At 59.1% G+C, this 20,543-nt stretch carries 15 protein-coding genes; 2 read left to right on the top strand and 13 right to left on the bottom strand.

The window, feature by feature from the left end; all coding sequences use genetic code 11:
* Window positions 1-1,899: putative bifunctional diguanylate cyclase/phosphodiesterase (locus tag ARC63_RS15375; RefSeq protein WP_057503732.1), on the top strand; the 1,899-nt coding region annotated here is incomplete at its 5' end.
* Window positions 1,900-2,037: 138 nt separating this feature from the next.
* On the opposite strand, the gene cyoD is transcribed toward ARC63_RS15375, so the two are convergent.
* The 4 genes from cyoD to cyoA are packed head-to-tail and all read right to left on the bottom strand — an operon-like array spanning window position 2,038 to window position 6,054.
* The gene (cyoD, locus tag ARC63_RS15370; protein WP_005408584.1) at window positions 2,038-2,379 is read right to left on the bottom strand and encodes a cytochrome o ubiquinol oxidase subunit IV; all 342 of its coding nucleotides are present in this window, start codon (window positions 2,377-2,379) and stop codon (window positions 2,038-2,040) included.
* On the bottom strand, window positions 2,379-3,017 hold the full coding sequence (cyoC, locus tag ARC63_RS15365; RefSeq protein ID WP_005408583.1) for a cytochrome o ubiquinol oxidase subunit III: 639 nt from the start codon (window positions 3,015-3,017) through the stop codon (window positions 2,379-2,381). The genes cyoD and cyoC overlap by 1 nt, the downstream gene beginning before the upstream one ends.
* Complete coding sequence (gene cyoB, locus ARC63_RS15360) at window positions 3,014-5,011, bottom strand: cytochrome o ubiquinol oxidase subunit I (protein WP_005408582.1); 1,998 nt, start codon at window positions 5,009-5,011, stop codon at window positions 3,014-3,016. The genes cyoC and cyoB overlap by 4 nt, the downstream gene beginning before the upstream one ends.
* Window positions 5,012-5,013: 2 nt before the next feature.
* Complete coding sequence (gene cyoA / locus ARC63_RS15355; protein WP_010483288.1) at window positions 5,014-6,054, bottom strand: ubiquinol oxidase subunit II; 1,041 nt, start codon at window positions 6,052-6,054, stop codon at window positions 5,014-5,016.
* Window positions 6,055-6,405: 351 nt separating this feature from the next.
* Here cyoA and ARC63_RS15350 point away from each other — a divergent pair, with 351 nt between their 5' ends.
* Entirely contained in the window at window positions 6,406-7,029 is a 624-nt protein-coding gene (locus tag ARC63_RS15350; protein WP_057503731.1) for a GyrI-like domain-containing protein, read from the top strand.
* Here ARC63_RS15350 and ARC63_RS15345 read toward each other — a convergent pair whose 3' ends face one another.
* The 9 genes from ARC63_RS15345 to ARC63_RS22900 form a co-directional block, all read right to left on the bottom strand.
* Window positions 7,030-12,615 (bottom strand): RHS repeat domain-containing protein, encoded by a 5,586-nt coding sequence (locus ARC63_RS15345; protein WP_231298646.1) that lies wholly within the window; start codon window positions 12,613-12,615, stop codon window positions 7,030-7,032. It lies immediately after the preceding gene.
* Window positions 12,616-12,988: 373 nt separating this feature from the next.
* Window positions 12,989-13,528 (bottom strand): hypothetical protein, encoded by a 540-nt coding sequence (locus ARC63_RS23300; protein ID WP_139042432.1) that lies wholly within the window; start codon window positions 13,526-13,528, stop codon window positions 12,989-12,991.
* Window positions 13,529-13,904: 376 nt separating this feature from the next.
* A complete protein-coding gene (locus ARC63_RS23735) occupies window positions 13,905-14,123 on the bottom strand; it encodes an RHS repeat-associated core domain-containing protein (RefSeq protein ID WP_057503729.1) in 219 nt (72 codons plus the stop codon).
* A 64-nt stretch (window positions 14,124-14,187) separates the two neighbouring features.
* On the bottom strand, window positions 14,188-14,529 hold the full coding sequence (locus ARC63_RS15335) for a hypothetical protein (RefSeq protein ID WP_057503728.1): 342 nt from the start codon (window positions 14,527-14,529) through the stop codon (window positions 14,188-14,190).
* A gap of 2 nt (window positions 14,530-14,531) precedes the next feature.
* A complete protein-coding gene (locus ARC63_RS15330; protein ID WP_057503727.1) occupies window positions 14,532-15,572 on the bottom strand; it encodes an integrase family protein in 1,041 nt (346 codons plus the stop codon).
* A gap of 187 nt (window positions 15,573-15,759) precedes the next feature.
* Window positions 15,760-16,455, bottom strand: a complete 696-nt coding sequence (locus ARC63_RS15325) for a hypothetical protein (protein WP_139042431.1) — start codon at window positions 16,453-16,455, stop codon at window positions 15,760-15,762.
* Window positions 16,456-16,595: 140 nt separating this feature from the next.
* Window positions 16,596-17,477, bottom strand: a complete 882-nt coding sequence (locus ARC63_RS15320) for a hypothetical protein (protein WP_139042430.1) — start codon at window positions 17,475-17,477, stop codon at window positions 16,596-16,598.
* 28 nt (window positions 17,478-17,505) lie between these two features.
* Entirely contained in the window at window positions 17,506-18,939 is a 1,434-nt protein-coding gene (locus tag ARC63_RS15315; RefSeq protein WP_057503724.1) for a hypothetical protein, read from the bottom strand.
* A gap of 649 nt (window positions 18,940-19,588) precedes the next feature.
* A complete protein-coding gene (locus tag ARC63_RS22900; RefSeq protein ID WP_082587882.1) occupies window positions 19,589-19,825 on the bottom strand; it encodes a hypothetical protein in 237 nt (78 codons plus the stop codon).
* Between the last annotated feature and the right edge of the window lie 718 nt (window positions 19,826-20,543).

The raw sequence follows: 20,543 nt of genomic DNA, 5'->3' as shown, positions 1-20,543 counted from the left end.
ATCTGGTCGATGCATTTCATCGGCATGCTGGCCTTCGACCTGCCGATCCCGGTCGGCTACGACCTCGGCATCACCCTCTACTCGCTGGCCGTGTCGATCGGCGCCTCTGCCTATGCGCTGTGGCTGGTGTCGCGGCCCAGCCTGCCCTGGCGACGGCTGCTGGCCGGCGCCGTGCTGATGGGCCTGGGCATTGCCACGATGCACTACCTCGGCATGGCCGCGATGCGCATGCAGCCGGGCATCGACTATCACCCGGGCTGGTTCGCCGCCTCCATTGCGGTGGCCATCGGCGCCGCCGGTGCTGCGCTGTGGATCGCATTCCGCCTGCGTGCCGAGCAGCGCAACACCATGCGCCTGCGCGCACTGGCCTCGCTGGTGATGGGCCTGGCCATCGTCGGCATGCACTACACCGGCATGGCCGCGGCGCGCTTCCCGGAGGGCAGCATCTGCGGCGCGGTCGGCAGCGGTGGCATCGACACGCGCTGGCTGGCGGTGCTGGTGATCGTCACCACCGTGGCCACGCTGGGTATCGCCCTGGTCGCCTCGCTGTTCGACCGGCAGATGCGCGTGCGCACCGGCCTGCTGGCCGATTCGCTGGCGCATGCCAACAACAAGCTGATCCAGGCCGCCCTGCACGACCCGTTGACCCAGCTGCCCAACCGCATGCTGCTGCAGGACCGCATCGAGCAGGCCATCGAGAAGGCGCGGCGCCGCAACCATGCGGTGGCGGTGATGTTCTGCGACCTGGACGGCTTCAAGGCGGTCAACGATGCCTACGGGCACCAGCTGGGCGACCGCCTGCTGGTGGCGGTGGCGCAGCGTATCGGCGGCCTGCTGCGTCCGCAGGACACCTTCGCCCGCCTCGGCGGCGACGAGTTCGTGATCGTGCTGGCCATCGATATTCCCGACGATGCGGTGGTGGTGGCCGAGCGGATCATCGCGGCGGCTGGCGAACCGTTCCTGCTGGATGCAGCCGAGCTGCAGGTCAGTGCAAGCCTGGGCATCGCCCTGTACCCGGATGACGCCGGCAACGAGCGCGAGCTGATGGCACACGCCGACGCTGCGATGTACCACACCAAGGAAACCGGGCGGAACGGCTATACGTTCTTCACCCCCTCGATGCAGCTCAGCGCCAACCGTCAGCTGCGCCTGCTGCAGGACCTGCGCAAGGCCGTGATGCGCAATGAACTGATCCTGCATTACCAGCCCAAGTTCCCGGCCGCGGGCGCGCCAGCCACCGGCGCCGAGGCGCTGCTGCGCTGGCAGCATCCGGAGCTGGGCCTGCTGGCGCCGGACGTGTTCATCCCCATTGCCGAACGCAGCGGCCTGATCCTGCCGATCGGCGACTGGGTGCTGGACCGCGCCTGTGCGCAGTTGCGTGCGTGGCACGATGCCGGACATGCCGAATGGTCGATGGCAGTGAACCTGTCGCCCTTGCAGTTCTCCTCCCCGGCCCTTCTGGACAGCGTGCGCGGGGTGCTCGAACGGCACCACATCGAGCCGGCGCGGCTGACCCTGGAGATCACCGAGACCACGGCGATGAAGGACGTCGACGCCAGCCTGGCGATCCTCAACGACCTGACCGCGATGGGCGTGCACATTGCCATCGACGACTTCGGCACGGGCTATTCCAGCCTGCTGTACCTGAAACGCATGCCGGCCACCGAACTGAAGATCGACCGCGCGTTCGTGCATGACCTGGAATGCAATGAAGAGGACGCCGCCATCGTCTCGTCGATCATCGCGCTGGGACGCACCCTGCAGCTGCAGGTGGTGGCCGAAGGCGTGGAGACGCAGGCGCAGCGCGAGTACCTGAGCGAACTGGGCTGCGACCAGTTGCAGGGCTACCACCTGGGCCGACCGATGGACGCCGAGGAATTTCTGCGCCGGGTGGGCTGAGCCGATGTGCGGAGCAAGCTCCGCACCCACCTCATCAGTAGATCCACGCCGTGCGTGGATGTTCCTCGCCGCCCCTCCCACGGCAAACAGAAAGGCCGCCCGAGGGCGGCCTTTCTGCGTGGCAACGTCGCGAAGACGTCAGTGCATCATGTGCACGTTCATGTTGTGCATGACCCACAGGGTGCCGACCACGATGATGCCGATCACCACCACGGTGAAGGCCGCAGCGTTGACGTTCCAGCGGCTTTCCGAAGAGCGGTCCAGGTGCAGGAAGAACACCAGGTGGACCAGCATCTGCAGCACCGCGGTGATCGCGATCACCACACCGTTGACGGTGCGCGAGAAATCACCCGACATCACCATCCAGAACGGGATGACGGTCAGCACCACCGCCAGCACGAAGCCGATCAGGTACGACTTCACGGTGCCATGGCTTTCGCCGCCGGTGCCGTGGTCGTGTGCATGGTTGTCATGTGCCATTACAGGGCTCCATTGAGGTAGACGACGGAGAACACACCGATCCAGATCAGGTCCAGGAAGTGCCAGAACAGGCTCAGGCACGCCATGCGGGTCTTGTTGGTCGGGGTCAGGCCGTACTTCTTCAGCTGCACGAACATCACCAGCAGCCACAGCAGGCCGGCGCTGACGTGCAGGCCGTGGGTACCAACCAGGGCGAAGAACGCCGACAGGAAGGCACTGCGGTCCGGACCGTAGCCCTGGTGGATCAGGTGCTGGAACTCCCACACTTCCATGCACATGAAGCCGAAGCCCAGCAGCCAGGTGATGCCCAGCCACAGGTACATCTGGCCCATCTGCTTGCGGTGCATGGCGATCATGCCCAGGCCGAAGGTCAGCGACGAGGTCAGCAGCAGCGCGGTTTCCCATGCCACGAACGGCAGTTCGAACAGGTCCTTCGCGGTGGGGCCACCATCGGTACCGCCCGCCAGCACCACGTAGGTGGCGAACAGCGAGGCGAAGATGAGGCAGTCGCTCATCAGGTACACCCAGAAACCGAAGACGGTATTGCCGCCGGTGTCGTGGTGCTCGTGGTCGTCATGGCCATGGGCCGCCGCGTGCGCGGCGTGCCCGTGGCTCAGGGTCGAGGTATTGGTGCTCATGCCTTCAGCTCCGACTTCACCAGGCCCTGGGCTTCCAGGTGCTTGCGGTGTTCGTTCTCGATGCGTTCCACCTCGGCGGCCGGGACCCAGTAGTCCACGTCCTGGTCGAAGGTGCGGTAGATGAACGTGGCGATCATGCCGACGAAGCCGACGATGGCCAGCCACCAGATGTGCCAGATCATCGCGAAGCCGAACACCAGGCTGAAGGCACCGATGACAACGCCCGTGCCGGTGTTGCGCGGCATGTGGATGTCGGTGTACTTGGCCGGCTTCGGCCAGGCTTCACCACGCTGCTTGCGCTCCCAGAAATCGTCCAGCTCGGTGACTTCCGGCAGCGTGCCGAAGTTGTAGAAGGCCGGCGGCGAAGAGGTTTCCCACTCCAGCGTACGGGCATCCCACGGGTCGCCGGTCAGGTCGACGGTCTTCTTGCGGTCGCGGATCGACACGGCCACCTGGATGATCTGGCACAGGATGCCGGCGCCAACGATGAACGCACCTGCGGCGGCGATCAGCAGCAGCGGCTCGTAGGCCGGGTTGACGGTGCTCTGCAGGCGACGGGTCATGCCCATGAAGCCCAGCACGTACATCGGCATGAAGGTCACGTAGAAGCCGATGAACCAGCACCAGAACGCGCACTTGCCCCAGAACTCGTTGAGGCGGAAGCCGAACATCTTCGGCCACCAGTAGGTGATGCCGGCGAACATGCCGAACACCACGCCGCCGATGATGACGTTGTGGAAGTGGGCAATCAGGAACAGGCTGTTGTGCAGCACGAAGTCGATGGCCGGAATCGCCAGCATCACGCCGGTCATGCCGCCGATGACGAAGGTGACCATGAAGCCGATGGTCCACAGCACCGGGGTGGTGAAGTGCACGCGGCCGCGGAACATGGTGAACAGCCAGTTGAAGATCTTCACGCCGGTCGGGATCGAGATGATCATCGTCGTGATGCCGAAGAAGGCATTGACGTTGGCACCCGAGCCCATGGTGAAGAAGTGGTGCAGCCACACGATGAACGACAGCACGCCGATGCAGGCGGTGGCGTAGACCATGCCCTTGTAGCCGAACAGCGCCTTGCGCGAGAAGGTCGCGATGACTTCGGAGAACACACCGAACGCCGGCAGGACCAGGATGTACACCTCCGGGTGACCCCAGATCCAGATCAGGTTGATGTACAGCATGGCGTTGCCGCCACCGTCATTGGTGAAGAAGTGCGTACCCAGGTAACGGTCCAGGGTCAGCAGCACCAGGGTGATGGTCAGCACCGGGAAGGCGGCGACGATCAGCACGTTGGTCACCAGGGCGGTCCAGGTGAACACCGGCATCTGCATCAGCTTCATGCTGGGGGTACGCATCTTCAGGATGGTGATGAAGAAGTTGATACCGCTCAGCGTGGTACCCAGGCCTGCGACCTGTAGACCCCAGATGTAGTAGTCCATGCCGACGCTTGGACTGTATTCGATGCCCGACAACGGCGGGAACGCCAGCCAGCCGGTGGCGGCGAACTCACCGATCCACAGCGACAGCATGATCAGTACCGCACCGGACACGAACAGCCAGAAGCTGAGCGAGTTGACGAACGGGAACGCGACGTCGCGCGCACCGATCTGCAGCGGCACGGCCAGGTTCATCAGGCCGGTGATCAGCGGCATCGCCACGAAGAAGATCATGATCACGCCGTGGGCGGTGAAGATCTGGTCGTAGTGGTGCGGCGGCAGGTAACCCTCGGACCCGCCGACGGCGAGCGCCTGCTGGGTACGCATCATGATGGCGTCGGAGAAACCGCGCAGCAGCATGACGAAGGCGACGATGAGGTACATCACGCCGATCTTCTTGTGATCCACCGAGGTGAACCACTCCTTCCACAGATAGCCCCACAGCTTGAACTTGGTGATCAGGGCCATGACGCCCAGGCCACCCAGCACCGCGCCGACCAGGGTGGTCAGCACGATTGGATCGTGGGGGATCGACTCAAGAGAGAGTTTTCCCAACATGTTCATTCTCCCGAACCCGCGTGGCCGGCATGGCCCGCGTGTTCGTGTTCGTTGGCATCCAGGTTTTCACCCGATTCCTTGGAATCATGTGCGTCACTGGGGGCATGGCCCTCGTGCGCTTCATGGCTGGCGGCATCGGCAGCGGCGGCACCAGCGTGCGAGTGCTTCATGCCGTAGTGCTTGTTGTCGCCCATGTGCTTGGCGATGACCCAGTCGAACAGGCCTTCTTCGGTCTTGCCGAAGTAGGTGACCGGGTACCACTCGGCGTTGCGTGCTTCACCCAGCGCCTTGAACGAGGTCTTGTCCAGGGTCTGCTCGCCGGCACGGACCTGGTCCAGCCACTGGCGGTATTCGGCATCGGTGACCGAGTAGGCGGTGAAGTGCATCTTGGCGAAGCCCGCGCCGCTGTAGTGCGAGGACATGCCCGGGAATTCACCGGTCTCGTTGGCGATCAGATGGAGCTTGGTCTCCATCGCAGCCATCGAGTAGATCATGCTGCCCAGGTGCGGGATGAAGAAGGCATTCATCACCGAATCGGACGTGATCTTGAAGTTCAGCGGCGTGTTGACCGGGAACTTGATTTCGTTGACGACCGCCACCTTCTCTTCCGGATAGATGAACAGCCACTTCCAGTCCAGCGAGATCGCCTCGATGGTGACCGGCTTGACGTCCGAATCCAGCGGCTTGTACGGGTCCAGTGCGTGCGACGAACGCCAGGTCAGGACCGCCAGCACCAGCACGATCATGCAGGGAATGGACCACACCACCACCTCGATCGCCGTCGAGTGGGACCACTTCGGCTCGTAACGGGCCTTGGTGTTGGAGGCGCGATACTTCCACGCGAAGGTCAGGGTCATGATGATGACCGGGATGACGACCAGCAGCATGAGCACGGTGGCCGTGATCAGCAGGGTCTTCTCATCCTGGCCGATCTGGCCCTTCGGACTGAGGATGGCCACGGCATCGCAGCCGGTGAGCATCACCAGCAACGACAGCAGCAGGCCCGGGCGCAACCAGCGCCCAAGGGTTTTCAACGGAATCATCGGTCGATCCAATTGCGAGGGAATGCCGTTCCCCGTCCTGCCTGTTCCGGCCAAAGCCGGTCCCACCGGTCCGGAAGACAGGCAGGGAGGTGGGGTCGAGTCAGCCTTTCAATTTTAGGCCGTCACCCACCATTTAAGAAAGGCATTGACAATGATCGAGCGCAGGAAAGGCCCGTTTCTGGCTGCGACACGTTGTCGCACCGCACGGGCGCGGCGGGCAGAACACCCGAGGGCGGCATCCTAGCATCGGGTGCTGGCCGGCGGTCCGCCCTCGTTCGGCAAAGTCATCTGAACCTGTTCAGGCGTGCTGACGGGTGCCCGGCATGGGATGCTCGGCGCTGGAGGAAGCCCATGGACAAGATCGACTTCAAGAAGCGCGATCGCGCGTTGTACCAGCCCCCGGTGGGCCGGTTCGTGACGGTGGACGTACCGCCCCTGCCCTACCTGATGGTCGACGGCCACGGGGATCCGAATACGGCCCCCGCGTATGTGCAGGCGGTGCAGTGGCTCTACTCGGTCAGCTATGCACTGAAGTTCGCGCTGAAGGCCAAGGGCCAGGACTACGTGGTGCCACCGCTGGAAGCGCTTTGGACCGCCGAGGATCCGTCGAGCTTTGTGGCACGCCGCAAGGATGAGTGGAGGTGGACGGTGATGATCCGTACGCCGGACGGGATCCGTCCAGAGCAGCTGGAGGCTGCCATCGCCAAGGCGGCGAAAAAACTGGGCGACGCTCCGGCCAGTCTTCGCCATCAGGTGATTGAGGAGGGCCTCTGCCTCCAGACCCTGCATGTAGGCGCCTACGATGACGAGGGCCCGGCCCTGGCCCATCTGCACGACGAACTGATGCCTTCGCTGGGCTACACCTTCGCCGGCCCCCATCACGAGATCTACCTGGGCGACCCGCGCAGGACCGACGCTGCGCGGTTGAAGACCGTGCTGCGGCAGCCGGTGCGCAATGGATTGCCGGCCTGCTGATCATCGGCTCCGCATCAGCATGGCTCCTCCACCATGATAGACAGGTAGCGACCATTCAGAACAGCCAGTACTGTTGCAGGCACGGACGCGATACGGTGAAACGCATCGACGCGGATTTGCCTGTGAGAAAGACGTATTGGCCCCCTGATAAACCACGCCACCGTCATTGCTCAGTTCATATCGCTCAGCGCGCGCGGAAGCTCCCCAGGCCATTTCACAGGAGCTCCGCGTTTCGGCGACGTTGAGGCTTCCCGGCACATCAGGCACCGGGCGCAAGACCAGGGTGAAGGTAACCACAGCGGAGTACCCGCTGCACCCGGCGGCATTACATGCACGGGCACGGTAGCCGTAGCTACCCGCGCCGCGAGCACCCGCAGCGAACTGCGTCTCGGCCGAGTCCAGAACCTGCGTCCACTGCCCTGCTGCAAATTGCTCCTCCAACCGATAGGAACTCGCAGTGGCAACTGCCCCCCAGTAGACCCTGAACCCTTGACCGCTTCCAACGTTTGACGAATCGACGGACAGACTAGGTGCAGACGGCGCCCGCAGCACGGTGACAAGCAGCGCCGATGACAGCGGTCCGCAACCACTGGCATTGCAGGCACGCACGCGATAGCCGTACGCCCCTGTCGAACGTTCGGGAAGCGTTGCGGCGATCGCGCTGGAGTTCTGCACCTGGGCCCAGGCTCTACCCGGCGCCTGCTCCTCCAACGCATAGCTCGCACCATCGAGCACGGCGCTCCAGCCAACCACGACCGGACTGCCATACTGCGTGGAGTTGCCACTCATTACAGGCGCCACGGCAGGGATGCGCAGGACACGAGTGGTCGCGACGGCGGAATAGCTGGAACACCCGGCGTCATTGCAGGCACGGACGCGATAGCCATCCTCACCGCTGGGGCGCCCGGCAACATCCTGCGAAGTCCTGGCGGCGTTCGCGATCTGGGTCCATTCACCTGTACCGGAGCGTTGCTCCAGCGCATAGCGGGCTGCCCCTGCCACTTGGCTCCACGAAACCACATACGCACCGGAGCTGTTGCTGGCCGGCAACGACAATGTCGGCGCGGTCGCCGGCTTGAGAATGACCTGGATGGAAGCGGGAGCCGAGTAAGCCGCACATCCACGCCCGTTGCAACCACGCACGCGGTACTGCACGGAGCCGGCGGGCTGCCCACTGACCGGATGATTCGCGACATTGGCGGAGAGGACGTTCGCCCACGCACCTCCAGTGGATGCCTGCAGCTCATAGCGACTGGCGCCGGCGACTGTGCTCCAGGTCACGACGTAGTTGCCTGAATAGCTCGTGGCCGGCACTGTGACAATGGGAACATCAACCGGCTCAGCCTGAACGTTGATCGCGCCAACACTGCTCCATGCACCACATGCATTCGAGGAGCACGCCCGCACCGAGTATCCATAGACACCGGCCGAACGATTGCTCACTGTCCAGATTCTACCAGCCCCCGAATACACCGTGGTCCAGCTGCCACTGTCTCGCTGCTCACGAAGCTCGTAGCGCACTGCGCGGCCGACTTCCCCCCAGCTTACGCTGAAGCTCCCCGTCTCCGATGAAGGCGGAACCGATAGCGACGGAACGCCTGGTGCAACATGCCCAACGACCTTCGCTACGAGACTGCTACCCAGGTAGACATATTCAGAGATTTCACCCGTCCGCTCATTGTTCTGTCGCCTCAGCAAGCCATCCTCGCCATACAGCGAGAAAATCCGGCGTTCCTCATTCTCGGCAGACGACAAAACTCGTCGCCCGTGTGCGTCATAGCGATAAGACTCAGCCCCGGCCACCTTTCGCAGCCGATTGCCGACATCGAACGTGTGAACAACGCCGTTTCGATTCCTAAGGTTTCCTTGCGGGTCATAGTCCAAGCCAATAATCGTGGAACCACCCCTCGTCTGTACATTGGTCAGCCGATTGGATGCGTCGTACCAGTACTGGTGGTCCCTCACTCCGGCGAGGCTGCTGCTGCGGAGGTTATCCAGTGCGTCATAGGTGTAGCGCATGACACCATTGCCGCCAAACATCGCAGAGGTCGCCTGCTGGAGGCGATCAAGCTGGTCATACTCCATCCGACGATCACGAAGGCTGTCGACGCCATCGAGGATGGTGACGACGTTTCCAGCGCCATCATAAAGATACGAATAGTCGAGCACCCCGTTCCCGTCAACAACCTGCGCCGGCAGCTGGCGGGCGTTCTGCTGCATGCTGTGCACGACGCCATTACCGTAAGTGAATCGACGAATCGCTCCATTGGGGTAATAGCTCACTGCAGTCGCGTAAGAGCCTGCCTGGGTTGCCTGTCCGAGCGCATTTGGGGCAAGGCCAACGAACATCCCGCTCGGATAGGTAATTACGGCCCTGGTACCGTTGCTGTCGTAGCCATACCCCAGCGAAAGGGCGGGCCCGGCCGACTCCTGCAGCGACTCACCGGTAAGAAGGCGACGCTTGTTGTAGGTATACCCGTTCACCGCTACGGCCCCGCCCCCGTCATTCAGAGTGGTCACCTGTGCGGGCTTGCCATCTGCATAATAGAGCCAGTCCTGATCACCATTCCGGTCGGGAAAACGCAGTGTCGCTAGACGGTTCCGCGCATCGTACGTCCGGTCCACGCGGCGCGAAGACGACAAGGCTGCGGCAGCATCACAGGATGCGACGTTGGGCAATGCGAGCCCGGATGCCGTCCACAGCAGATTTCCCACAGGGTCATATCCCATCGCGGTACTGCCAGTTTCCGGTTCAATCGACTTGCACAGTTGCTGGTGGCCGTCGTAGACATAAGTGCGCGTCAGCGCTTCAGTAGAAGACGCGTTCCGCCGTTTGATGGAAAGTGGCTTGCCAAAAACGTCACGGACAATCTCGGAGAACACCCCCCCGGGATGTGCAATGGCGATCGGCTGCGTCTGACTGGGCTGATCAAAGGCCTGGTATGCAGTCGTAGTCACCCGGCCTTTCGGATCAATCACCCTTACCAGTCCGCCAGCAAGATAACTGGTCGTAGTTGTCAGCAAACCAGACTCGCTGTCCTGTGAGACAGATGACACTCGCCCCAGGCCGTCGTACGTCGTCCAAGTGCCCGTGGAGGCATTGGCCGACGCCGACGGATATGACTGGAACTCGAGGCGCCCCTGTAGATCGTAGCTGGCTCTCACGAATCGCTGGGTTTCCGCAGGCGACGCCGCATCAAACTCCTGGGTCAACAGCGGCCGCCAGAATGCATCGTAGTAGACGCGCTTGCGTGCATTTCCGGTCGAAACATCCTGACGCCAATGGCCTGCAGCGACCCCATACTCAGCTGCACTGCTTTTGCTGAAACTGCGAACAGTATCCGCCCATGCGACCGTGTCGCCCGCTGGATAGCGTATGCGCGAGATGCGCCCCATCGAATCATATTCATACCCGGTCGCGGCACCGGTCTCGCCTGTGACCGACGTGACGAAGCCATTGTCATCCACACCACGAACCAGTGTCGTGCCATCTGCGAACTTCAGCGTCTGCGCAACGCCGCGTTTCCAGTCCGCCAGATGGGTGATGTGATTGTTCGCATCGGCAATACTCGAGAGTGAGCCATCTGGGTTGTAGCTGTAGCGCTGCAGAAGACGCCCGTGGCTGTGGAGTTCGATCGGAAGCGCCCGACCATCGTAGATGGTGCGACTAATCACGGACGGCGTATCCGAGTTGGAAACGCGCGCCACCTGACCCAACACCCAAAGGCCAAGGTTGTCGCCGTACTCAGTCACATCCGTACGGGCGTCTCCCTGATTACTGAACCGGGAGACGCTCAGCGGTCGAGCCAGGCTGTCAAAGCTGTTCGTGCGACGGGTGTAGACCACCCCGTCCAGGCGCGTGACGGTTGACAGCTCTGGCTGGATCGCCTCGCGGGGGAAGTTGTCGCCGGTATCCTGCGCGCTGACACCAAAACGCGCGGGATACGGCTGGCCTGCGGGAGAGAGCGCGTAAGTGTTCTCGACAACCTGCAGGATATCGCCGCCCTTGCCACGTTCAATGCGCAAGAGCTTTCCTTCGTCATACTTGAAGCTGTTTCCGTGGGTGTAGCGGGTCCACTCAGCGCCGGGCCCCTCCACCACCGTCGTTGCGCGACCCGCACAGCTGTCACTCCTGCAGATCGGTTCTCCACACACCACTCCACCGGTCAATGGGCATGGCCGATCCATCGTTCCACCCGGGTAAAAAATGGAACTGATTGCGGAACTGTAGCTGTACTTCCAGGTCATCGGAGAAATGGCCGGTCCGCTGATGGACTTCTCGATCAATGTGTACGTCTTGTATGCAATCGCCCACTGGTTGACATCATCACCACTGTTGTTTCCACCTATCCCAGTCGTGAAATTCTTGCAGGATATTGGAACGTTGCTCCGACCATGCTCGCGGATGGCGACAGTAAATGTCCCTACAGCACCGGAAGGATGCTCGATACGCCCAGTTGCCGACTGTGGCCCCACGAGCGGAGTTCCATCTATAAAGCAACTGCGGACTGGCTCATTGGGAATGGGTGGCGTGGCATAGTACGCGGCATTGGAGAGGCCCGAGAAGTCGATCTTCCACTGGCTTCCATCAGGTTGAATGACCGCCGACAGCGAAACCTTGCCGTCGTTCCGATACAGATAGCGCCAGGTCCGGCCATTCGTGGTTGCGGTTTCGATCTGACCTCGTGGGTTATAGGAAAAGCTGATCTGGCGCCCGTCACTGGCGACGATGGATTGCAATCGCGCAGGTGCATTTGCTGCGTTGGCATAGTTGTACGCCACGCTATTGCCGAACCGGTCTTCGACGCGAGTGGCATACAGCACATTGAGCCTACGATCCAGCCGTTTTGCACCATTCAACGGATTCTTGATCTGCGGTTCGACGTACTGGGCCATCCAGTCGAACCAGTAGCGGGTGCCGTCTGGCCCGATCGCCAGGAATCCCTCGCCGGGGCCGTTGCGGATGGCAGACAGGCAGCCAACGAACACCTGATCGTTGGTCATCCAATGGTAAGGCCCCCCCTGGGCAGGTCTGGCCGTTGAACCATTGATCAGCAGCATTTCCCCGCTGGTCACGCCCGGAATGTTCATCGAGTTTCCGGACCACACGTCACTGACATCCATCGACCCGCTGAATGGAATGGACGGCTGCGCCTGGGACACTGTGCTGACACTGCAGCGCGCACCGGGCGACGCTGCGGCATGCCCCATGACCCAATCTGTTGAGAAAACGCCACTGATGCTGGGCAAGTCCAAGTCCCAGTCAGCAAGAAGCGCATCGTTATCGTACTGATAGCGATTCTTCATCACGTACTTGCGCTTCAGGCTCACTGGTAATGCGTGATGACTTTCCAGCGATACGTCAGCCGCCGAGAATGACAAGGCGCCATTTGAAAGACCTACGCTGTCTCCCAGCAAATCGTCCGACAACCTGGCAACGTCCATGCTGCTCTGCAAGCGCTTGTCGAACTCCTCCCAGGGATACTTGCCGGGCTGGGTATCCTGTGCAGCTGCGCCCGGGGCACTGAACATCCCCAGAAAAATCAGCCCGATCAGGCATCGACGGCTTCGCGCGTGCGTCTTCATGGCTTCCATAGCGAGATACCACTCCTTGGGTGCACGGAAGACGCATGCGCCATCCGATCAGGCAAGTGAACTCAACGTGAACCGGATGAATATCATTCACTCAAACTTTGTTCAAGGGCCAAACGCGGCATGTTGCCCCTGAGCCTGCGTAACTGACGTCCACCCCAGGTGCCGCCAACCCCAGGACTAGGTACGAAGAACCAGTCCGCGAACCTGAGCATCCCTGAGCAGTCATGGACGATCCCGGGGGCACAGCTACGTTTGGCTGGGGAGCAGAGGGATTAGCCCTCTCACGCCGCCAGCTTGGCAACTGCCCTACGCATTGTCGGGCGGCAGACATGACTGAGACGATTGGGCATACCCAGTGAAGGAGTCAGCCCACCTCTTCAATCGATACGTAGACGTAGTCATTTGCCGGAAATTGCCACGAACAGGGGGCTACATCTCCCGGCAAAGTCAAGAGCAGTGCACCCGGCACGTCCACCGCAACGACTGAGAGGATACGGTCATCAGAGAAGCGCAGGCGAATACCAGAGTCAACGATCAATCCAGCACCTTGCCAACGAACGACTTCAACACACGTAACGTCAAGTGCTTCCGAAAGCTCTAGATTGACCCACTCACATTCCGATTCAGTCAGAGCACTCGACAAGATCTCAACATTAATGGTTCCAAATTCGTCCCATCCATGAACAACGGTACTAGACGATGTCACTTCAAGAGACACATTGGAATCAAAGCTAAAGACTACTTGCCAAGCCAGGTTCGCCGTGTGCGTAGAGGGAAACCTGCAAGCCAGAAGCCGACGCCCCTGGAGCAGCTGAGCCACTTCAGTCGGCTTCGCACCATTCCACTGTATCGGCAAATAACGCGTGCCGTCCGGAAGTACTTCAATCGTAGTGTAGGGTTTCACGTGGCTTGTCACCATTTGCCGGGATGTCGATACTCTTGCCGCCCGAGCTGTTCGTCTGGCGACCAAAGACGCCATTCTCTCCGATCTGTGCTCCAGGAGGAGCGCTGTCCCCGCGAACCGCGGGCCTTGTTTCTCCGGCGAGAGTCTTGAGGTCTTCGTCGTAGTTCCCGGTGCCACCGAACTCCGGCTTCAGATTGCCACTTGTATGCCGCGTGCCGTTCTTATTCGACCCTGCCAAGGGGCTGCTCTGATCACCTACCAGATCCACTGGCAATGCCGGTGGCTTCGTGCCACTGGGGGCTGCTGTAGAGCCGGACGGATCAGCCGACTCATTTCGTTGAACCGTATCGATCAGGTTTGAAAGCAACCAACCGCCTTAGGCCACCGTTAGAATGACAGGAAGAGCTAGAGCATCGGCTATGGTATTGACCTCACCAGCACACCGCTTTTCATCGCACGTGACGACCCGTCCATCAGGATCGGTGAATTTGTAAGGATTCCCGTTGGCATACCGGTACCGATTGAACTGCTCAACCGGTTTCTGATACGCCGTCACCGGATCCACCGACAGGAACACACCCAACTGCGGGTCCATGTGCCGCTGCCTTAGTTAACCAGCGGGACGGAAATTACCCATAACGGTGCCGCTATCCATAGATTCAGGCCGCCAGCACGTCGACGACCGGAAACGCGAAGAATTTAAGATAGGGGGCTGGCTCAATACTGAAATCAGCCGACTCCACCCTCCAGTCGTTTGGACACCCCAAGAAAATCGCACCTCGGCGACCGTACAATTCATCGCGCAGCAGACGATCAAGGCCATCCACGTCTGCATCAGCAAGAAAGCGTTCAATCAGATGCTTTTCCTGCGCAATAATATTGATCACGAAGTAGACTCTATCCTGAAAGGATTTGCTGAAGTCCGCCTCCACACAGATAGCGTAGAAGTATCGACCACCATCCTCCATGACTTGCTGCAACTCACCGTCGTACCATTCCACAATCAAGTCGATTTTAATTTGTAAACCTCATTGAACTTCTGAGCCACTTTCTCCGTTACTGGCTTGGGAAGTTCCACGGTATGGTGGTTCGGATTGTTTCCGGTTTGAGGTGTATTGAACGCGTTCTTTGCCTCCGCCTGATCGGCAACTCGATGTTTGACTCTACCAGACTTAGCGTTCTCGGCCCGGATGGTCAGCATCTTGGCTTCCCAGTTGATGTCAGCCCAGCTCATCGACAACAACTCACCACGTCTCATACCGGTATTAATGGCTGTAAGAACCACCGAGGTCAGGTGATCGACGTACCCGTCCATCGGCAAATCAGGCAGAACCGCTTGCCGGTACTTGCGTCGGGCCGCATTGGCGTTCGCCCTCCCCTCAACCCCAGCTAGATCGCGCGCGGCGAGCGCAGCCCGGAGCATCGCTTCTTCGTCCGGGGACAGGAACCGAACCACCTTGCGGCTAGCCGCTGATCGTTGACGCATGCCCATCAAAGGATTGGTCTCGATCAACTTCCACTCGACCGCACGGGACAAGGCAGACCGCAGGCAAGCGAAGTCGCGCGCTGCAGTAGCCTTGGTGACGGCATCGGGGCCAGTGACACGCCCGCGCCACCATCGCTCCATCGTGGGCACGTCGATTTCGATGATCTGACGGCGTAACAGCCACGGGAACACTGATCGAATGCGGTCTGGGTATTGACGACCGCCCTTGAGCTCAGCTATCGCCCAAGGCTCAAAATGCTCGTTGAGCAGCGTTTCGAGCGTGCAGCTAGTGGGCTTGGACTTTGCGAGTGACGGCAATCCGGACTGAACGTATTCAGCGACCGCTTGCCGGGCTTGGTCGCGGGCCTGATCAAGTGTCAGATGTTCGACCGAACCTAAAGTACGACGCTTACCGTGCGCCCAGGTGACGATCCAAGCTTTGTGGCCCGAGGGCTGCACTCGCAGGATCAGGCCGCGAACCTGAGCGTCCCTGAGCTCGTAGGGGCGATCTCGGGGTTCTGCTGTGAGAACAATGCGCTTGGTAAGGGCGGATGACATCGGGCGGGAGGTCCGTAAGTGGCGATAAGGCCAATTTAGGACAGGATGCGAGGCGGTGCTTGGATGAGGATCGTCCGCATACATTTCTCCGGACCAACGCTCGCAGAACGCACTTAGCAGGTAGAAATCCTAGATCACTGGGCGGATCTTACCTACGCCCGCAGCACCACCTGCGACACCCTCTTCATCAATCATCGATTCGCGGCGATTTAGGTGGCAAGGGTGGCAAGGGTGGCAACCCAGGAGCGACCAGCGGGAGCTTTGCCTTCCCCTGCTTTACAAAACCTGCAAGCTTCCTGAGTCTTCTGTACTGAGCACTCAGCAGTTTCGCCGTAACGTGGGGATTGTTCGTCCTCCCCTCCAGCCCTGCTATGTCGGAAAAATTCATTACCTTAGCTAGCTGTTCATTTAGCGCCTGCAACTCCTCAACTTCAAGCCGCGTAAGCTGAATACTCTCCACACGCGCCTTTTTCGACCTAGCGCTGATCTTATACAAGACATCTTGAACAGCCGCATAAGCCTTTGCAGTAGCTGCAATAGAACTCGCGATCGCGGCGACAGCGCCCGCAACCTTGACCGCCGGATGAATATGAAGAATTAAATCCAACCAGCCAGGCGAGGCGTATCTAATCTCCTTAATTACCGGCTTCGATCTCGGACTAACTTGACTCTGCAGGACGCTATAGATGTTGACGACAGAGTACCCGCCAGCCCAAGGATAGCTTTCGAGTGCGTAGTTGATCCTATCAGAATCAACCGCCGGAAGATCCGTATCAAAAGCGTATGCAAAGGCATAGACCTGCATATAAGCGTGTGGAAATTCATATAAATCTTTCAAGCTCCAGCGACCATCCATCTCCACTCGGTAGACCCCAGAATCCATTTGTCCAGCCCCTTACCTTGTTAGTGAAATCTAGCGCAAGACACAAGCGACCTCCTTGGAGGGATCACCCACTCGGCGCATCGCCCGCGAACTTCGGCAACAAATACTCAAAAGGGAAAAGAACGCCACAATGATAATTGCTACCAGAGAAGCCCCTTAAAGCCAGCAGCGCTGTCTAGAGCTTTATTCTCCACTAGACCGTCAGATCTAAGGATCACTGAATTAACTCCATCGACTAGATTGAGCAACTCCTTCCAGCCGTTATCCGGCGCCAACTCATATTGACTGTGGGCCAGTGTATCTCTCAACACCTCAACATCCTTTAGAAATCGCTCGCAGGCCGCCTTAGATTCAAAACCCAGCTGATGTCGTATTCCAATGGACTTACTAACCAGAGTCCTTTTGTCACACATCTGCAGGCATTGAATCAAAGATACATCCTGACCCAGCGCCGCGCGCTTTTTCCTAACTTCAACAGCCATGCCCAGCCTGCCCTCAGTCAAGGCCTGCTGCCAGTCGCCGTCGGAGTAAGTGTGAGCGACCCAAAAGCTAAGATGCATCTCCAGCAGCGAGATAAGCCCGAATATGTATACGCGAACAATTGGCTTATTTAAGTCCGCCCATGTAAGGATGGCAGATATGTCACCAGCTGTTCGTACAAACAAGAATGAATCCTTCCCCAGGCATTCAAGAACAAACTGCAATGACACCTCATCATCGATGACCGTCCCAGCTGTTAGGGAATAGAGATGAGCCTGCACTGATCCACTGGACAGCTCTTCAACTCTCACGAAGCCGGTAACCGGACCATCTTCCGCATCTCGGACTCCACAAACGGAAAAATCGAGACGACTCAGTTCATTCTGCACCAGATCTGCGGGCGCTCCGGAAGCACAACATTTCAGGGACTCACAGATATCCCTCGCCATAATCCTCAGGCCCAGCGCGTCGTTGAAATCTGCAAGCCTCGTGCCGTGGCGACGATGTCCAGTCACAGGCGACGTCCACAGTTCATAGCCCATCCAAGCCATCCTTTAGCTCTAATCGAAGTCAGAGTACCAATTGATCAAACCGATCATTCAATATGGTTCTCGATCCATCGTAATGCATCGCCGTCGTTGACTTGACCAGGGTCTCCAAATCCGCATCGTCAAGCACGATCATGTAGCCGCGCCCATCATTTGCGGCATCTCTGCACATAGCATCAATCTTCTTGCGATCACTAACCGCACGGCAAATCAGAATGCCAACTTGCCCTCTGGATTTTGAGAACCGCCCAGACAATTGGTCAAGCTCCGGATTCTTGACATCCTCTGTGTAATTCTTGAACTCAATGAAGACGTAGGGCGCGGTGTAGTGCTTTGAAAGCCAACTGAAGAATCCTGCCGTGGCTGAGTTAGAAAACCGGAGATCGACAATCTTCCGCCCCTGATTGATTGGGGCTTGACGCACAGGGTGTATGAGAGACGGGTAAAGCAAGGCCGAAAGGAGGCCTTCGACAGCTCGCTCATAGTCGTGAGCGCGCGCTCTTCCAGGAGGGACAGCCACCACCTTTTTATAGAGATCGTACAGTTGAACGTTCGGAACGTTCTCAATCTCTGCAAGCGCGCTATTGCTTATCGGAGGTGAAGGATCTGCCGCTTTCGCCTTTTTATACTTGGCGAGGACATCAGGATTGTCCTCCGTCAATTTTGCTACAGCATCTTTGTTTTTGCCATAGTGCCTCATCAAAGCGGTCTTCGTAACCCTTCGCCTCTTACTCTTCAGCACTTCCACCAGACCAGATCCACTGGCCAAGTGTTGTTTCTGTAGTTCCGGCAACAAATAGTGCCGATAGTAGGCCCCAGCGTCGTAAGCACCCGCGAGTCGAACAATCGACTTTGGGACCAACACGAGACTCTCGCCCTTCGGCATCGGAAGCTCTACATGCCTCGCCACCCAGTTTTGCGCTTGCATGTCCCAGCAGGGGCCTGACGAAACATTTGCGACCATAGGAATGCCGTAATATCGGCACATGTCTTGAGTGTACTCAATCAGCGGTTCACGAATTATGTTGCAGACCGCATCAGAGATCATGTCTGCACCCACGCCTTCGATGAGAAGGGCGGTATCTTCCAAGTCAGAGAGCACGCCAGACTTCGCGGCTTTGCTTGTCAGAAGTGACTCCCACACTGAGCCTGCAGATCCCTTGCCGAATGCGTGGCCACGCGACTCACCAGATGAATATCCAAGATGAAAATCATTTCTCTCGTTCAACGAACCAAGTAGCGAAACAGCCCTAGCTTTGTCGCCCTTTTTAACCGCACTGAGAACATTGCTAAAGAAGTTCTGAAGGAGTGCCACGCACTCACTAGACCACGGAGTGTCCATTGCCCGAATTGCCGTGGGCTCCACAAAAACTGGAAGATCTGTATCCAAAGGAACGTCAACGAAATCAAGCTCGGCCTGCTTTCGTTTTAGCTTGTATTTCTGAGATACGCGCATCCTATCCCCCCTGTGCTGGCTTCACTGCCAAGGCGGAACGTACCTCATCAAGGCCTACCTTGCTACTACCATGCGAAGTCGCCGAGATACCGGGGGAGGCTCGATCAGTGAGGCAGTTAGGCGCTTCCATGTAAGTTGGAATGAAGCCAAGTGATCAGGATCAACCCGCTCTAATCGCGTGGACGCGAACCATCCGCAATAGAGAACATGAGCATCGACCAATGATCGGCTTGCAGCGAATCCCTTTCCCATCAATAAGTTCCAACACCCGCGCCAACACAGCCCAAACAAAAAGCCCCGACCAAGGCCGGGGCTTTTCATTGCAACTGGTGCCGGAAACAGGAGTCGAACCTGCGACCTACGCAAAGGTGACTCGCCAACTGAACCTCAACAGCAGTCAACCCGCGCCAAGGCCAAACACGCCATGCAGCAGTCGGCCATACCGGCGCAAATGTCACAGAGCATCTTCAACCACGCTCGCCCAAATTCTATCCACAATTCTGGCCAGAAGCGCAGCTTTCACCGTTCATCCCCAAAGCCCTCCTTGGGTAGGATCCGGAAGCCAACGGGCCTGTCATTTGGGCTTGGCTCTTGCTTCCCCCGATCGGACGAGGAGCGTCTCCCAACCTAACCAACAACGGGTACCAGTTTATGCACCCTCCTCCCAAGGACCTTCAACGATCCTCCCCCGCCATACGCCTTCAATTCCAGGTGCAACAACGATGATCTTGGCAGTGAGATCACCGTCTGATCCTGTAGCGGGCATCCCATCTTCGAGAACCAGTTGCTCTCTTCTCAGATCCTCCAGCGTCCCCGTGAGGTTAAGCCTCAAGAAGCCATCAGAATCTCTATTGTTGAAGTCGACAAATATTCTGAGCTCAGACATCTATGGCCTCTGCAGCCTTTCAACGGCCGGAACCGGATTGGATACTGTAGGGGAAAACAACCGGCTCGCTGCTTCCGGCTCAAGCCCCACAACTGTTGCGTGCGTCGGCGAGACCCCGCCTGTCGAGATGACATCACCTCCCGCAGCCCTTACCTGCCCAACCGTGGAAACACCGACCTGATTGTGAGTTACATTGCTGCACAACTGGCAGAACGACGATCCATTTGCACTCTCTGCGGAGAAACCGAAGGGTCCTGCTGGATGCTGGCCGGTACCCTTTCCAATTCCGGCCGCTGAATTCGCTCCCTGAGCGGAGCCACCTCGAACTACCAATGCACTGTTCGCCAATCGAGCTTCAGCCGTTGCGAGCCCTCCGGCGGCCTGACCAGCGCCCCGCATCCCCTCCGCAACCATTAGTGCGGAACCGAATTTGTAGCCACCTTGCCCAACTTGACTCGCCGGCGCACCAAACAACGGGCCGCCATTTAGCTCCCGCGTTCGGGACATATCTACGGTGCCGTATACGCTCGGGCCAGCATTCCGGCCAATGCTGTAGGCAGCATCACCGACCGCGCGTCCAACTCCTCCCCAGAACTGGCAGAAAGATGTATCACAGCGGCCATCAGGGTCCGTATATCGGTAAGGGTTCCCCGATGCGTATCTGTAGCGGTTGAACATACCAACTGGGTTTGCGTAAGCCGTCACCGGATCCACGGAC

It is taken from the genome of Stenotrophomonas geniculata ATCC 19374 = JCM 13324, from assembly GCF_001431625.1.
Taxonomy (GTDB): Bacteria; Pseudomonadota; Gammaproteobacteria; order Xanthomonadales; family Xanthomonadaceae; genus Stenotrophomonas; species Stenotrophomonas geniculata.
The sequence above is the reverse complement of the archived record's forward strand: the minus strand, read 5'-3'. Positions and strand labels throughout refer to the sequence as shown.

Bases quoted from the DNA above. Each gene is read 5' to 3' on its own strand.
- ARC63_RS15320 (WP_139042430.1), bottom strand. From the start codon at position 17,477: ATGGGCTATGAACTGTGGACGTCGCCTGTGACTGGACATCGTCGCCAC.
- ARC63_RS15350 (WP_057503731.1), top strand. From the start codon at position 6,406: ATGGACAAGATCGACTTCAAGAAGCGCGATCGCGCGTTGTACCAGCCC.
- ARC63_RS15330 (WP_057503727.1), bottom strand. From the start codon at position 15,572: ATGTCATCCGCCCTTACCAAGCGCATTGTTCTCACAGCAGAACCCCGA.
- cyoC (WP_005408583.1), bottom strand. From the start codon at position 3,017: ATGAGCACCAATACCTCGACCCTGAGCCACGGGCACGCCGCGCACGCG.
- ARC63_RS15325 (WP_139042431.1), bottom strand. From the start codon at position 16,455: ATGGATTCTGGGGTCTACCGAGTGGAGATGGATGGTCGCTGGAGCTTG.
- ARC63_RS23735 (WP_057503729.1), bottom strand. From the start codon at position 14,123: ATGGACCCGCAGTTGGGTGTGTTCCTGTCGGTGGATCCGGTGACGGCG.
- cyoD (WP_005408584.1), bottom strand. From the start codon at position 2,379: ATGGCACATGACAACCATGCACACGACCACGGCACCGGCGGCGAAAGC.
- cyoA (WP_010483288.1), bottom strand. From the start codon at position 6,054: ATGATTCCGTTGAAAACCCTTGGGCGCTGGTTGCGCCCGGGCCTGCTG.
- ARC63_RS15315 (WP_057503724.1), bottom strand. From the start codon at position 18,939: ATGCGCGTATCTCAGAAATACAAGCTAAAACGAAAGCAGGCCGAGCTT.
- ARC63_RS15345 (WP_231298646.1), bottom strand. From the start codon at position 12,615: ATGAAGACGCACGCGCGAAGCCGTCGATGCCTGATCGGGCTGATTTTT.
- ARC63_RS22900 (WP_082587882.1), bottom strand. From the start codon at position 19,825: ATGTCTGAGCTCAGAATATTTGTCGACTTCAACAATAGAGATTCTGAT.
- cyoB (WP_005408582.1), bottom strand. From the start codon at position 5,011: ATGTTGGGAAAACTCTCTCTTGAGTCGATCCCCCACGATCCAATCGTG.